Source organism: Enhydrobacter aerosaccus (genome assembly GCF_900167455.1).
GTDB lineage: Bacteria > Pseudomonadota > Alphaproteobacteria > Reyranellales > Reyranellaceae > Reyranella > Reyranella aerosaccus.
The window spans coordinates 227,123-243,195 of record NZ_FUWJ01000007.1 but is presented as its reverse complement, the minus strand read 5'-3'; the positions used below and the strand labels follow the sequence as shown (position 1 = coordinate 243,195).

9 protein-coding genes are annotated in these 16,073 nt (G+C 61.8%); 2 read left to right on the top strand and 7 right to left on the bottom strand.

Features of this window, described 5'->3' with window-relative positions; all coding sequences use genetic code 11:
* Positions 1 to 171: 171 nt before the first annotated feature.
* The 5 genes from B5D62_RS22740 to B5D62_RS22720 form a co-directional block, all read right to left on the bottom strand.
* Entirely contained in the window at positions 172 to 1,479 is a 1,308-nt protein-coding gene (locus B5D62_RS22740) for a class I SAM-dependent methyltransferase (protein ID WP_085936223.1), read from the bottom strand.
* A 28-nt stretch (positions 1,480 to 1,507) separates the two neighbouring features.
* Positions 1,508 to 2,458, bottom strand: coding sequence for an NAD-dependent epimerase/dehydratase family protein (locus B5D62_RS22735; protein ID WP_170921079.1), 951 nt, complete (start codon positions 2,456 to 2,458; stop codon positions 1,508 to 1,510).
* Positions 2,459 to 2,675: 217 nt separating this feature from the next.
* Positions 2,676 to 4,109, bottom strand: a complete 1,434-nt coding sequence (locus tag B5D62_RS22730) for an HlyD family type I secretion periplasmic adaptor subunit (protein ID WP_085936221.1) — start codon at positions 4,107 to 4,109, stop codon at positions 2,676 to 2,678.
* On the bottom strand, positions 4,106 to 6,265 hold the full coding sequence (locus tag B5D62_RS22725; protein WP_269435119.1) for a type I secretion system permease/ATPase: 2,160 nt from the start codon (positions 6,263 to 6,265) through the stop codon (positions 4,106 to 4,108). Before B5D62_RS22725 ends, B5D62_RS22730 begins: the two co-directional genes overlap by 4 nt.
* Positions 6,266 to 6,293: 28 nt before the next feature.
* Positions 6,294 to 6,623, bottom strand: a complete 330-nt coding sequence (locus tag B5D62_RS22720; protein ID WP_085936220.1) for a hypothetical protein — start codon at positions 6,621 to 6,623, stop codon at positions 6,294 to 6,296.
* Positions 6,624 to 7,030: 407 nt separating this feature from the next.
* Between B5D62_RS22720 and B5D62_RS22715 the strand changes: the two genes are divergently transcribed.
* Both B5D62_RS22715 and B5D62_RS22710 read left to right on the top strand, forming a co-directional pair.
* The gene (locus B5D62_RS22715) at positions 7,031 to 11,506 is read left to right on the top strand and encodes an AIDA repeat-containing protein (protein WP_085936219.1); all 4,476 of its coding nucleotides are present in this window, start codon (positions 7,031 to 7,033) and stop codon (positions 11,504 to 11,506) included.
* Positions 11,507 to 11,600: 94 nt separating this feature from the next.
* Positions 11,601 to 12,965: an autotransporter strand-loop-strand O-heptosyltransferase gene (locus B5D62_RS22710; protein WP_085936218.1), complete on the top strand. Its 1,365-nt coding sequence runs from the start codon at positions 11,601 to 11,603 to the stop codon at positions 12,963 to 12,965.
* A 99-nt stretch (positions 12,966 to 13,064) separates the two neighbouring features.
* On the opposite strand, the gene rfaD is transcribed toward B5D62_RS22710, so the two are convergent.
* Together rfaD and rfaE2 are read right to left on the bottom strand one after the other, a co-directional pair.
* A complete protein-coding gene (gene rfaD, locus B5D62_RS22705) occupies positions 13,065 to 14,042 on the bottom strand; it encodes an ADP-glyceromanno-heptose 6-epimerase (protein ID WP_085936217.1) in 978 nt (325 codons plus the stop codon).
* Positions 14,039 to 15,520, bottom strand: coding sequence for a D-glycero-beta-D-manno-heptose 1-phosphate adenylyltransferase (gene rfaE2 / locus B5D62_RS22700; protein ID WP_231714903.1), 1,482 nt, complete (start codon positions 15,518 to 15,520; stop codon positions 14,039 to 14,041). The genes rfaD and rfaE2 overlap by 4 nt, the downstream gene beginning before the upstream one ends.
* Positions 15,521 to 16,073 lie beyond the last annotated feature (553 nt).

The window sequence follows — 16,073 nt, the reverse complement described above, 5'->3', positions numbered from 1 at the left end:
TTGACAATGCGATAATAGCGGTGCCAGCCACATTGTTGAAGCGGTCTGAGCCGCCACCGACCAAGCTCCTCGATCCTGACCACAATGTTCTTTTCGTTGGGCCGAGGACGTTGCGAACACCGCATGCTGACGGCTGAGGCGCCCTCTGATCGCCGCTCGCCGCAGGATCGCTCATGGATCCCAGGATGAGGGAACCAGACCAAGCCGTCGTCCCAGCTTGACAAGAGCGGCGCGTTCCAGGCCGGAGAGCTTGTGCTCAAGCAAGTTCCTGTCCGCCTTGAGCCGCTCGTTCGTCACCAGCGCCTGCTCGAGATTGGACTCGGCCGCCGCCTTTTCCCATTTCAGGAGATCCTGCGCTGCCAAGGCTTCTTGGAAGGCCCTCTCACCATGCGCCACCGCCTGTGACAGCGCCGTTTCGGCCGCCACCTTTTCTGCCTTCAGGAGGTCCTGTGCTGCCACCGCCTCCTGAAATGCGCGCTCGCTATGTGTTGACACTCGGGCTATCTCCAATTCCAGGGCACCCTTGTCGCGCGCCAGTTGTTCGCGAGCCTCGACGACAGCACGCAGTTCCTCTTCCAGGGAAGATATCCTGGCCAGCAAAGGATCGTTTTGCTTGAGCGTTAGGTGGTGCGATGGTCTCGGCGGCGCGGTCGGCCGCAGCTTGACGTAGAACTCCGAGCCGTGGCCGGTCTGGGTCAGCGGATTGGATTCGATCTCCTCGATCTCGAAATCGAACAGACCGATCGAGCCCAACTCGCGGGCGACGGCCGAGAACCCGTCCTTCGAGAATGCCCAGCAATGGACATCGACATACTCCGTGCTCGCCCTGAGAGCCGCGTTGTAGCAGTCGATATCAGTGAAGAGCCGTTTCACATCGGCCAGCGACAATCCCCGCAGCGGAACGTTCTCGAAAGCGAACAGGTTCTGCAGGCCGTCGTAGACCTGCCCGGGCGAAGGGCTCGACTGTCCCAGGAGATACGAGTTGATGAGGTCCGCAGCATTGGTCTCCCGGCGAAAGTATTCCCCGCTGCCACGGATGTCGGGCAGGACCATGGCAATGACTCCATCGTCTTTCAGGACTGCCCGAACTTGATAAAGGTATTCGAGGAAATTGGGGACATGTTCGAAGACGTGACAGGAAACCACGTAGTCGAATTTCCCGACGTCGCCGCTGCATTGCTCGAGCGTCCTGCCCACCTGCCAGACGAAGTCCAGTCTCTGGACCTTGAGGCCATATTCAATCCGGCCGGGATTGGTCTTCTCGCGCTCTAGGAGCTGCTCGTAGGTGAGATAGTCGCAGTAGAGCACGTCGCCCTCGGACTTCGTCACGATGGGCGCCCAGTTCGGCGCGATCTCCAGTCCGAAGCCATCTTCCAGCGGCAGGAAGCGATGCACCGTGCGGCGCCGATCGTCCAGGCCGAGCCTGCCGAGCTTCTGCTCCAGCGTCACAACCGATCCGTTTTCGGGAGTCAGCGCCATGCCACGCCCAGTGTCGACAATACCGTTGTCATTCGACCGCCGCCTGGCGTGCCGCTGGAGCCACCGGACCGGTCTTGTGTCTTTCCTCGGTGCAGTACCATTCCCATGTTTCCCGAAGTCCGTCGGCGATGGAAAATCTGCATCGGAAACTGGTCGCGCCGATTCGGCTGAGGTCGTATTTGCGATACTCCTGACCGTTGGGCTTGGTCCGGTCCCAGCGGATCCTGTCGGTCATGCCGCTGATCTTGCCGATCATGGCCACGATCTCGCCGATGCTGAGTACATTGCCGCTACCGAGGTTCACGGGCCCGTCCACCTCCTCCATGATCGTCTGGAACGCGCGTGCCGCGTCGCGGCTGTACATGAAGTCGCGCCGGGCCGATCCGTCGCCCCAGACGACGACATCGGTGCCGCTCTCCCTGGCGTCGTGGAACTTCTTGATCAGCGATGGGACGACGTGGCCGAGCTGGACGTCAAACCGGTCATGGGGACCGAATAGATTGCACGAGACGACGTATGCCCACCGCAGGCCGTAGCTTTCTTGATATGCCTCCAGCATCATGAGCATTGCGCGCTTGGCGTTCGCATAGGCGCGCTCCGACGCATGCGGAACGCCATAGTGGATCATGTCCTCCTTCAGGGGGACGCCGGGCGGCGGGTAGGGATAGACCGCGCCGGTTCCCATCACAGTGATCTTCTCGACGGCGTATTTTCGGGCTGCCTCGACGACATTCGTATTGATCACGACGTTGTCGTAAAATGAAAGACCCTGGTTCAACATGTTGCCGAGGATGCCGTAGACCCTCCCGGCGGCGTGGAAGACGTGCTCGGGCCGCGTCTGGGCAAATAGCCGCTCGGTGCTCTCGCGGTCTGACAGATCGCATTCATCCCGGTAGACAGGAATAAGGTTTGTGAATCCTTCCCTGGCCAGATGCCGTGCCAGCGTGGTGCCAACCATTCCGCCGGCGCCGGTGATCATGATACGCGTTTCGGGAGTCATTTGCGCGGCTGCCTTTCCGGTCTAGGCATCAACAGCGCAAGTATGTCGTAAAACGCCATCCCCGTAATGCACGCATTCTCGTTTCCTTCTCGAACTCAGCCCGATGTCATTCTGGGCAAATCCCGCAATCGATCTCCAGTCACGCGCCGGTGGGGACAGTATGCGGTGGAGCATCTCAGGTGTCTGCCGGCGAGATCTACCGCTCCCTCATGTTGTCGTGCTCGTAGCGGACCAGGGGAGAAAGGAGATAGCTGATTATGCTTCTCTTGCCTGTCACGATTTCGACCGTCACGGCCATGCCCGGCGCTAGATTGACGATCTTGTCCTCGATCTTCATCTGAGTCCGATCGAGGGAAATTCTGCCGATATAGGCCAGTTCCTTGGTCGAGGGGTCTGATCCCCCCGTTGTGACGGAGTCGGGCGACTTGCCGCCCGGCATGTCGCGGACGGCATCCGGCCTCACCGCGTCCAACGAGACGCTCTGGACGACGCCGTGGATCAGTCCATACTTGGTGAAATCGAAGGTCCGCACCTTGATTTCCGCCGGTTGTCCGACCTCCACGAAGCCAATGTCCTGATTTGCGATCGTCGCCACGACCTCAAGTTTCCGGTCGATCGGCACCAGCACCAGCAATGTTTGCGCCGGGGTGACGATCCCGCCGACCGTGTGCACGGCGAGTTCCTGGACGACGCCGTCGATCGGGGCGATCAGCGATCGCTCCTTCGTGCGCTGGACGGACTTGACGAGATCCTGCGTGAGGGCAGCCACTTTCTGCTCCGCCTTGGACAGCTCGTCGGAGATCTTGTGCCGGAATTCCGCATCGACCTGGTCTCGCGTTGCGGTGATGGCGGCGAGGGCAGCCACGGCCTCGGCGTAGCGGCTCTTCTGTACTTGCAGGTCATGCTCGCCATTCACGAGATCCTGCTGCTCCTGCAGATAGAGCAGCTTCGAGCCCAGATCCTTCTCCATGAGCGTGCGCCGGATATCGTAGCGCTGCCGCAGGATCGGCAGCGTCGCCTCGATCTTGGCAATGGTCGCCGCGATGGTGGAGACCTCCTTTTCCTTCTGGAGCTTCTGGTTGTCGACGGCCGTGCTCTTCGCCCGCCGCTCGGCGATCTCGCTCGCCAGCAATTGGCGCTGGGTGGCGACGAGGGTCGGATCAGCATCGGTCGGCGGATTGAATGCGGCGAGCGGATCCGGGGTGTCGGAGAGTTCCGCCCGCAGCCGTGCTGCGTCGACCTGGGCCGCCTCGAGGTCTGCTTTGTTGCGGCTGCGATCGGCATCGCTCACCGTCGAGTCGAGTTCGATCAGGATGTCGCCGGCCTTGACCGTCCGGCCGTCCTCGACGTGGATGGCGCGCACGATCCCGCTCTCCAGCGGCTGGATCGTCTTGGTACTGCCGCTGGGCATGATCTTGCCGGGCGCGACTGCGATGATGTCGATCGTGCTCACGGAGGCCCACAGGATCGCGGCGGCGAAGAAGGCGATGATCACGCCGCCGATCGCCCGGCCGATCGGAGACGGGGGTGTCTCGACGATCTCGAGGGCGGCCGGCAGGAAGGCGACTTCGTGATTGCGGCGGCGCCGCAGGCGCGGTGGCGGGGCGTCGTCGACCTTCGCCGCCGTCATCGCTCTCGTCCTCCCTCCGATACGGCATGGATGCCTCCCTGGAGACGGTAGAGCTGGGAGTAGCGGCCGCCGGTTCGGATCAATTCCTCGTGCTTGCCGTCCTCGACGATGCGGCCATGGTCGAGCGCGATGATCCGGTCCGCCATACGGACGGCCGAAAGCCGATGGGCAATGATGAAAACTGTGCGCCCCTTGGCGATTTCAGCCATGTTTTCCTGGATGATCCGTTCGCTTTCGTAGTCGAGCGCACTCGTCGCCTCGTCAAAGATCAGGATGCGCGGATCGGTGACCAGGGCACGGGCGATCGCCAGCCGCTGACGTTGGCCACCCGACAGGTTGCCGCCGCGCTCGCCGACGATCGTATCGTAGCCTTCGGGCAGTTCGAGGATGAAGTCGTGGGCGCCCGCGAGCTTCGCTGCAGCGATCACCTTCTCCATGGGCATCGCCGGATCGGTGAGGGCGATGTTCTGGTGCACCGAGCAGTTGAGAAGAACGTTCTCTTGCAGAACGAAGCCGACTTGGCGGCGCAGCCACGCGGTATCGACCAGCGCGAGATCGACGCCATCGATCAGGACCCGTCCGCTCTCCGGCACGTAAAGGCGTTGGACGAGCTTGGCAAGGGTACTCTTGCCCGACCCTGAGGAACCGACGATGCCGACGGTCTGGCCCGCCGGAACGGTGAAATTGATGTCGTGCAGGATCGCCGATCCTTCGAGCCGGTAACGGAAGCCGACGTGGTCGAAAGTGATCTCGCCGCGAACCGGCGGTCGCGCCGCGCGCGTGGGGTTGTAGACGGTCTCGGCCGGCGTATTCAGCACGTCGCCAAGCCGCGCGACCGAGAGGCGGGCCTGATGGAAATCCTGCCAGATCTGAGCCAGGCGCAGCACCGGCATGCTCACCCTGCCGGCCAGGATGTTGAACGCCACGAGCTCGCCTACCGTCAGAGATCCCTCGATGACCAGCTTGGCCCCGAAATAGAGCGTTGCCGCGACGACGAGCTTGTTCACAAGTTGCACGGCCTGGCTGGCGTAGTTGCCGAGATTGGTAACGCGGAAGCTCGCGGCAACGTAACCGGCCAGCTGCTCTTCCCAGCGCCGCTGCATCTGCGGCTCGACCGCCATCGCCTTCAGGGTTTCGACGCCGGTCGTCGCCTCGATCAGGAACGCCTGGTTCTCGGCGCTCCGGCGGAACTTTTCATCGAGCAGCCGCCGGAAGAACGGTGTCGCAGCGGCGGAGATGGCGACGTAGACCGGCAGGGAGCCGATCACGATAAAGGTGAGCAGCGGTGAATAGAGAAACATCACCGCGATGAACACGATCGTGAAGAACAGGTCGACCACAAGGGTCAGGGCTGAGCTGGTGAGGAAATTGCGGATGTTTTCCAGCTCGTGGATGCGCGCGACCGAGTCACCGGCCCGGCGCGTCTGGAAGTAGGTAATGGGCAGCGCCAGAAGGTGCCGGAACACGCGGGCGCCCAGTTCCACGTCGATGCGGTTGGTCGTGTGGGAGAACAGATAGGTCCTCAGAGTGGCAAGCACGGTTTCGAATATCGATATCGCCACTAGTCCGATGACCAGAACGTCCAGGGTGCTCGTGACGCGATGCGACAGCACCTTGTCGATGATGACCTGGAAGAACAGCGGCGAGACGAGCGCGAAGACCTGGAGGAAGAACGAGGCGACCAGGACCTCACCGAGCAGGCGTCGGTATTTGGCGATCGCGCCGACGAACCAGGTGATGTCGAAGCGGCGCGCCAGGTTGGACAGGGCGCCACGCCGTGCCAGCAGGACGATCCGGCCGTCCCATACGTTCTCCAAATCCGCCCGCGTCATGATGCGGGGGCGCGCCGCCGCTGGCTCCTGGACCAGGATTTGAGCGCCGTCGGCGCTGACCTGGCCCAGCAGCAGGAAGCCGCCATCACGAAGGGCAGCAATTGCCGGCAGCGGCGTATGGGCGAGCCGTGCCCAGGTCGTCCGGACCGCCCGTGCCTTCAGCCCATGTTCCCGGGCGGAGCGGACCATCTCGGTGACCCCGACCGCCGCGCCGCCGAAGCGGTGCCGGATCTGGTCGCCGTCGGCGCCGACGCCATGGAACCGCATCAGCATGACCAGCGCGATGATGCCTGCGTCGTTGGGGAGTGGTTTCTCGGCGTCCACGGCGAGCGGGATTCTGCTGTAGTTGTCGTTATCGGAGGTCTCGGACCGACTTTGCCCAAGCTTTCAGTGGGTGGCTAGTGTCCTGCTTCGTAAGTTCGGCGCAAAGTGACTCCCGGGCGCGATGCCGACGAAAGCATTGGCCGACCACCTTGCCGGCCTGGACCTGGCTCTTCTCATCGACGCACGGCACGACGGACCGGTCGGGAGGATCGAGATAGAAGTCGACGATATCGCGGACCTTCTCGGCGAACAGCTGGTCGCTCCATAGCTTGAAGGTTTCGCTGCGATGCGGCTGCACTCCGAAGGCCTTCCAAATGCGATTGATTGTCGACGGCGCACGACCCACGGAGTCGGCCATTGTCCCCAAGCTCCAGTGCGCCGCTCTGGGCGGCCGCGTCTCCAGCGTCCGCCGCGCCGTCTCGGCGATCTCTTCACTACCCAATCTGGCGCGGTACTCGCCGGGGCGCTGCTTGTCGTGCAAGCCGACAAGACGATGGTGATCGACGCTTTTCCTTCGCCATCACGACCTCCTCCAACATCAGGCGGAACGGGCCGAATTAGTCGATCAGGATACAGGGAGCCGTCGCTGCTTCCTCGGCGGCTCTCGGCGCTTGCCGGCCGGGCTCTCGGTTCGAGATGTCAGACGGTGTTTGTTTCTCGCATTATGATGTATAATTCCATAGATTGTGTCCGCATTATCCGGGTGCAGTCACAGCCGGATGCGCGGTTCCCGCGTATCCGATAGGCCTGTGCTGAGGAGCTTTCATGCCGAACGTGGTCGTGAATTTCGGACCGAACATGAAGTCCCAGCTTGAGACCTCGGGAGTCAATGCCTGGGCCGTCTACTTCAATGCGAATGGCACGAGCCCGACATGGGTGCAACTTACCGGCTCGTCTTCCGCCACTTTGAGCCTGCCCTACCAGCAGGGTCTGAAGGTCTATTTCATCATTCAGAGTGCGGGCCAAAATATCGCGTCCGTTCAATCCGCCATTACGACCGAAAGCCAGATCACGACGACCGGGACGCAGACCAGCGCGCAGGCGCTGAACTATCGCTATGACAGCTTTGAAGTGACGTTCACCCCCGCTGCCGCCGATGCGGGCAATCTCACCGACATCAACGGCTTCGGCATCCCGATGGCGATCAATGTCGTCTATTCGGGTACAAATCCAATCACCAGCGCCTCGCGAGGCTACAACATCGCAGGTGGCAGTGTCAGCGCCTCCAGCTCGATGTGGAACGACCTCCTCTCGGCGGGCGGCTCAGCCAGCATCGAGTATTTCACCGCCGGCGTTCTGTCGGGACAGCCGCGGATGGCTCTCTCGCCCGCGGCGGTGATCGCGGGCAACATCAGCGGCACCAACTATGCGACGTCGAACTGGAACGGCTACGTCTCGTCGCTTGAAAATAGTACGGCCACCTCGTCCGGGTCGCCCAATCAGATCCAGATCGCCGGCTATTTCAATGGCGCACCCGACGCCAGCGGCGTCTGGCACAATGCCGGCTTCTATTCCTATAACGTCGCGTTCAGCGGCGGCAATTTCGTCCTGACGCCCACGTCCACCAGCCAGATCCAGGGCACGATCACGATCAGCCCGAGCGACCTGGAGAACAGCATCTACATGACGCTGGGCAACGCGACCGTTAGCGGGCTCGCCAATCCCAACGGCGTCGGTCCGGCGACGACGATGACGATGAACACCGGCGCCAACAACGAATGGGGCGCGGTCCTACGCGACTTCCTCGCCGGGTTCACGGCCGGCTTGTACGATGGCACGGCCACGTCGTTCAACCCGGCTATCACGGGCACGCTCAATCTGAACAAGGAGTGGAACTGGGACCCGAGTTATGAATTCGGTGGCACCGTGCCATCGGGTCAGCCCGGCGCCGTGACACCGTCGGGCAGCGTCTTCTACGACCAGTATGCCAAGACCTTCTTCACCTATACGAATTCGTACGGTAACGGCTATTCCGACTTCCTGACGAGGGCCTTCAATGTCGGCCCGCTGATCAACGTATCCGACGGGTCCGGTACATCGACCGATTCCAACAACATCAGCGTGACGTTGTACGCCGACAGCGACACGCCGGCCGGATACACGCCGCAGGTCATCTACAATTACATCAGCGCCGGCGGCGGGTACCTGGCCCCCTCGCCGACCAACCTGGATGGCTTCCAGACGACGCTCAATTTCGTTACCGGGACGGTTGGCCTCGCGGCCGGGACGCCCGTCACGATCTCATTCGTCAATGCATCTGGTTCCTACACATCGCTGCCGACGATCAGCGCCTTCGGCAATTACGATGTCACGAGCACCGGCAGCGGCTATACCCTGGCAACCTACGGCAATCCGACCTCCGGCGTTATCAACCTCAAGGATCTGCCGTTGCCGGCTTCCGGCACGGCGGGGGTTGCCTCGTATCAGATTACCATCGGCACCGGGAGCGCGGCGAAGGTCTTCAATTACTATATGACGGTCAACAGCGCCGGGAATGTGCTCAATCCCAACTATACGGGACAGGCCGGCGATATGGCGATCGATGGGCTGGCGCTCATCACCGGAACAGGGACCGGGCAATATATCTCGCCGACCAGCGGCGTGACGCTTGCCTTTTTCGCGAACGGCATCGACACGCTCGATCCGTCCTTGATCAGTACGATGCCTTTGCAATCGGGCAATGCCGCCTATCAGGAGCCGACGGCTCCCGTCATCGGCATGCGGCCCGGCTATACTCCTGCAACTGGCGCGCCGTTCCACGAACTATATGACGTCTGGACTGTGCAGACGCCGGCTGTTTCAGGCGGCGCTCCGAGCACGACGCCGGTGACGGTCTACAATGGCGCCCTCGTCTTTGGATGGAATGGTGCGGATAATTCGGCCGTCCTGCAGCGGTCTGCCGTAAGCAGCTCCTTTGTCAGCAGCTACACGAACAAGGTCAATGGCGGGGATGTCGTCAGATTGTTCGTGTCGGGGACCGTAACCGATCCGGCCAGTTCCGGCACGATCGTCAGTGCTTATTATTCAGCGACCGCCGACGCCGATGGCAACTGGGCGACAACAACGCCGGTGACGCTCGCCAATGGCAACTATACCGTGCAGATGCAGGAGTTCTCGCCGACGGACTCGACGTTCAGCACGCCGCTGAACAGTGCCAGCGTCGTGCAGAATTTCACCGTGGCGCAGGGGGCGGTCGTCAGTAGCGGCCAGCAGATTGTCGTGGCGACGGGGCAGACCAGCAATGGCGTCACCCTCGTGTCTTCGGGCTCCATGCTGGTCAGCGGAGGAACGGCGAACGGCACCCTGGTGAGCAGTGGTGGTACCGAATATGTCGTGACGGGCACGGATGCCGCCGCGATCGTGCTGGGTGAGCATCAGGTCTGGTCCGGCGGATCGGCAACCAGCACGACGATCGCCAGCGGGGGCATCGATCGGGTATATGGCACGGCATCGGCCGCGACGGTGAATGGCGGTGGCTTCCAGTTCGTCGGTGGCGTCGCCAACAGTGCGACTGCCAGCGGTACGATCGTCGGGTCCGGCGGCTACCAGTGGGTTCTCAGCAACGGGTGGGCGTCGGGAACGCTGGTCCTGAGTGGCGGAGATCAGATCGTCGGCTCCGGCGGTTTCGCGATGGGCACCACGATCGCCAACGGTGGCTGGCTCGTCCTCGGAGAGGCTGGTGCGAGCGCGGGCAGCAGCTACATCATTAACAGCGGGACGACGTCCCAGGCGACCTTGGTATCCGGCAGCGCCACCATTTCGGGCGGCTATGCCACTGTCTATTCGGGCGGCGTGACCCTGGGGGCGTTGCTGCAGCAGGGGACCGGAGCCTGGGAATTTGCATGGTCCGGCGGCAGCGCCGCCTCCACCACCGTACAGTCCGGGACCTATCTGGATGTCTATTCCGGCGGCCGTTCGCTCGCCGCTACGGTCCTGGGCGGTGGCTGGGAGTATGTGTGGGGCAGCGGCTCGATCGCCTCGAATGCGACAGTGCAAAGCGGTGGGTACGAGTACGTCTATTCCGGTGGTTCTGCCGTGAATGCCACGATCCAGTCCGCGGGCTGGCAGCTGGTCTTGGGATCGGGCACGACAGTGAGCAATACGCTCATCCAGAGCAACGGTATCGTGCACATCGCCAGCGGCGGCTTTGGCACGGGCATCACCGTGCAAAGCGGAGGCTACGAGTACATCTGGACAGGAGGCAGCGCGGCCAACGCCACGGTTCAAAGTGGTGGCTTCGAGTATGTGTGGACGGGCGCCGTTACCTCGCAGACCAACGTCCAGAGCGGCGGCACACTCGACAATTTCGGCAATACGGTCAGCGCGACCATCAACTCGGGGGGCGTGGGGTATGCCTTCTCGGGCGGCGTCTCGACATCGACGCAGATCCTGGGCGGCGGCAATTTCCATGTCGTATCGAGCGGCGTGGCACTCAGTTCGATCATCAACAGCGGTGCCGTCGAATATGTCTGGGGCGGCGGCACGGATAACGCCGGTACGATCAATTCCGGCGGCCTGCAGGTCCTGCTCCAGTCGAACAGCCTCGCCGTCAGCACGACGCTCCAGTCGGGTGGCTCCTCATACGTTTCCTCGGGAGGCACGGCGAGTGGGACGATCGTAAGCGGTGGCGGTACCCTGAACGTCTTCGCAAGCGGGACGGAAAGTGGAGCCACTGTGAACAGCGGCGGCAACGAGTACGTCTGGTCGGGGGGATCCGCCAACGGGACGGTCGTGAGCAGTGGCGGAACCCTGGGCGTCTATTCAGGCGGGACGGAAAGTGGAGCCACCGTGAACTACGGCGGTAACGACTACGTCTGGTCGGGTGGCTCTGCTGGCGCGACCACCGTGAATGGCGGCTATTTGCTGATTGCGAGCGGCGGCTCGGCAAGCGGAAGCACCATCACCTTCGCCGCCGCGGGAGGCGTCGTGAGGTTTGAAGATTCCGTGCATCTCAGTGGAAATGTTGCTGTGTCCGGCCTTACAGCGACCGGTGCCGCCGCCATCGACTTTGGCGACATCGGATTCACGCCGGGGACGACGTCGGCGTCGTGGGCGCAGTCGGCTGGCAGTGGCACGCTGACCCTGACCAGCGGCGCCCTTCAGGCGTCGGTCGTCCTGTTCGGCACTTACACTGCCAGCAGCTTCGTCCTCTCCGGCGATGGCACAGCCGGCACGATCGTCCGGGATCCGGCGACGTCCTTGAACGACGCCCAACCCTGGATAACGCAACCGCGCGTCTGAGTGGTGTTCGTCCGAACCCGGCACAGGGATGACCGATCCATCCCTGCGATTGCCGGAACGACCTTTCTCCGTCCTCCGATTGCCTCGAGAGTGCATGCCCGATCAGATTGCTTCGCCTCCCCAACCGGTCATTTCGGTCACGATCGATGCGCCTGCCGCCGTGGCTCCAGTGTCCGGCACGACGCCAGTGCCAAGCGTCCCCAGCAGCGGGGCGCCTTCGACTGAGGTCACTGCCGCGGCGACGCCGATGCCGGGGCCGCCGCCCAAGAGGGCATTTCCCGCGCCTTCCGATATTCCGACCCAGGAGGGGCCCCGTGGTGTCCGTTTCGACTTCAACGACGGCTGCCGGGTGTCCTTGGAACCGGCAAGCCAACCCTGGAGTGTTCGGCTGAGCGATATCGATACGGGCAACATCCTGTTCGAGACTTCGCTCTTGTCGGGCCGTGTCCAAAGCAGCAAGCGCTACTTCGTACACTTCCGTATCGAGATCGGACAAAAGGGCAGCGACCAGGTCTTCGTGCATGAGTATTCGGCCGCTGGCCGTGACGTGCTCGTTCAACTGCCGGTCGGCACCCTGGGGGATACTCTGGGCTGGTTCCCCTACGCCGTGAAATTCAAGGAACTACATAACTGCAAGCTTACCGTCGCGATGGCCGAGTGGCTGATCCCGCTGTTTCGCGACGCCTATCCGGACATCACTTTCGTCAATCACGAACAGGTCAAGCCCGAAAGCTTCTACGCGACCTACAACATCGGCCTGTTCTTCGACGACAAGGACAATCTCCTGCAACCCTGCGACTTCCGTCTCGTCGGGCTTCACCGCACTGCGGGGTATATCCTGGGTGTCGATCCTACCGAGGCACCGCCGCGGCTTGTCTATGCCGGTGACGCGCGGCCGATTCCGGAAAAGTACGTTTGCATTGCCGCCCAAAGCACCACCCAGGCAAAGTACTGGAATAATCCCACGGGATGGCGCGAGATCGTGGAGTTCCTGAAGCGGAGTGGCTATCGCGTCATCTGCATCGATCAGAAGTCGACCCATGGGCATGGGATTATCTGGAACCATATTCCGTACGGCGCCGAGGACCAGACCGGCGATCGTCCACTCCAGGAGCGCGCGCGCTGGCTGAAGCATGCCGACTTCTTCATCGGCCTATCGAGCGGCCTGTCATGGCTTGCCTGGGCGGCGGGCACGCCGACCGTCATGATCAGCGGCTTCACGCATCCATTGAACGAGTTCCACACTCCCTACCGGATTGCCAACTTTCATACATGCAACAGCTGCTGGAACGATCCGGCGCATCGTTTCGATCATAAGGACTTCCTGTGGTGCCCTCGACACAAGAACACCGACCGTCAATTCGAGTGCACAAGGCTGATCACGGTCGAGCAGATCAAGACCGCGATCCGTCGGATCCCCGGTTTTGCAGAAGGAGCCCCGGCCGCTCCGACCGTCTGATTGAAAGGCGCTAGCGCCGATATGCCTGGCGCGCTCCGCCACGACCGGAGCCTTCGGGCCTAGCCCTTTGTATCGTTCCGTCGTTTTCCCGATTCGGCGTTATCGATAACGATCCGCGGAATTCAGATAGTGGACGTAACGCGCGACGCCCTCGGCTACCGAGGCAAAGGGCGTGCTGTAACCAGCCTCCCGGAGCTTCCCGGCGGAAGCGCGGGTGAAATACTGGTAGCGATCGCGCAGTTCGTCCGGCATCGGGACGTAGCGAATGTTCGGGATACGCCCCGTTGCCGCGAACAATGCCTCGGCAAGTTCGCGAAAGGATGCGGCGACACCGGTCCCGACATTGAACAGTCCGTGGGCCGGCCCGTTGCGAATGAACCATGTTGTCACTGCCGCAGCATCGTCGACATAGACGAAATCCCTCAGTTGCCCGCCGTCTTCGTAGTCTTTCCGGTGGCTTTTGAACAATGTCACAGCCTCGCCTCGAATCACGGCCGCATGGTTCTTGCCGACGACGCTGATCATGCTCCCTTTATGGTACTCGTTCTGGCCATAGACATTGAAGTATTTCAACCCGATACACTTGCGCGGCAGCGGCAGCTTCTTCTCGATCCGCTCGGCGACGACCTGATCGACCAGATGCTTGCTCCAGCCATAGAGGTTCAACGGCCTTAGCGTCCTGATGGCGGCGAGAGAATCATCGTCGACGAAGCCGTTCGTGCCGTCGCCGTAGGTGGCGGCGGAAGAGGCATAGACGAATGCCACGTTGCGCGCCGTGCAATAGTCGAGAAGCGAAAGCGTGAACTTGAAATTCTGCCGGATCAACTCATCGCCATCGGTCGCCATCGTCGATGAATTGGCGCCGAGATGAACGATCGCATCGGGCGTTGCCTCAGCTAGAAATTCCAGCAGCTTCTCTGGAAAGACGAAGTCGCGAAACATGCGCTTGCGCAGGTTCATCCAGCGCCCGTCCTGGCGCAGCCAATCGCAAACGACGATATCGTCTTGGCCTTGCTCGTTCAGTGCCGCGACAACGTTCGAGCCGATGAACCCGGCCGCGCCCGTAACAACAATCATATCGTTACTCGGCGGCGACTGGAGTCGACGGGGCGGACAGATGAGGTTGCGGTCGCCTCGGTCGGCCCGGGCGCGACGCGTCGAATAAGATCCGTTGTCGATTGGCCGGCAACGAGTTCGACACGCTCGACCCTGCCGCCGGCCGCCCGGACGACATCGGCGCCGACGATCCTGTCTTCGGTGTAGTCGGCGCCTTTCACCAGCACGTCCGGCATCAGCATCTCGATGAGAGAAAGCGGCGTCTCTTCTTCGAAGACGACAACAAGATCGACGCAGTCGATCGCACTCAGGACCGCAGCTCGTGCCGCCTCGGATTGAATCGGCCTGGAAGCACCCTTCAGGCGGGATACGGACGAATCCGAGTTGAGACCGACGACAAGGCGGTCGCAATGCCGAGCGGCACCTCGGAGAACGGCGATATGGCCAGGGTGCAGCAGATCGAAGCATCCGTTGGTGAAGCCGACCGATAGGCCCTGCCGCCGCCAGCCTTCGCGGATCGCCATAGCAGATTCTCTGGAAACGATTTCTCCCTTTCGAAATACTGGATGGGCCTCGTAATTGGCCGTCGCCGCGCGAATTTCTTCGAGGCTGACGGTCGCCGTACCCGGCTTCGAAACGACGATGCCAGCAGCGAGATTGGCCAGTCGCATGATTTGCTCGACTGTCAGGCGATTGGCCATGCCGTAAGCAATGACCGCAAAAGCCGTATCGCCTGCCCCGGATACATCAAAAACCGCCTTCGCCGCCGTTGGCATATGTATCGCCCGCATATGCGGCGCAAAATATGAAATACCCTTCTCGGAACGCGTGACCATCAGCGCGGCACCCGTGCGCTTGCACATCATACCCGCGGCCTGCTCGACCTCTTCATCGGTAGAACACGGCATGCCTGAGGCAGCTGCCAGTTCAAGTCGATTGGGCTTGATAAGATGGGCACCAGCGTAACGCGAGAAATCATGTCTCTTGGGATCGATTACGACCGGAATGTCACGCTTCCTGGCCAGACCAATTGATTCCTCAAGCACGCGATCCGTCAGCAAGCCCTTGGCGTAGTCTGAAATCGCCAGGATTTTTGCTTCGGAAAGTGCCGCTTCGACCTGCTCGAGGATGGAATCCTCAACGTTCCGAGAAATTGCGGAAACATCTTCGCGATCGATACGCAAGATATGCTGGTTGCCGGCCATGACGCGCGTCTTCAAGCTTGTGGCTCGACCGGGAACTATCACCGGCTCAAATGTCACGCGGCTTTCTTGAAGCAAAGCCGCCAGCTGACCGCCGTCCTTGTCGTCACCGACGATGCCGATTAGCGTGACTGCACTCCCGAGCGCCGCGATGTTGACAGCGACGTTCCCCGCGCCGCCTGGCACAGCCCTATCCGATCTATGGCGCACAATCGGCACCGGCGCCTCAGGGGATATCCGCTCAACGACCCCATACACATGGAGGTCGATCATGGCATCACCAAGAACGACGATCATGGCATCAGTCCTTGAAAGAGAATTGGATAGCATCGCTCCCTCTCAGCCCGCATATTAGACGTTGCGCCCTCTGCTCTCACCCACGTTCACCGCTCTCGCACGCCTGTTCATTGACCGCTGTGGCAGTACGGCCGCGATTGGCGCCAGCATTACGCACAATCCGGAGCGGAGCCGCTAGAGCACGTCTGTTGAGCGCCGATTCGATGGAGTGGTGACGTTTCGGGCTCTGTTGTGATTCACCGTCTCCATTGAGGGAGGCGGCGATGGCACGGGCTTGTGCGGACGACCTTCGGATGCGGGTTCTGGAAGCGGTGGCGGCCGGCCCCCGGCCCGGCCTGCGGCGGCGCGGTTCGGGATCGGTGAAGATCACGACCTTCACGGGGGCGCTCCGCCTGGTTTGCACCTGGCACTACCCGCCCGGTCACGCCCCCCCCGCTGAGAACGAACCGAGTCTCACGTTTTGAGACGTGAGACTAATACGTGAGACTTTCCCCTGTTTGTTCTCGTCTGTGGATTTCAGGAGTGCACCGCTAAAACGCTGGCTCGCTTGAAA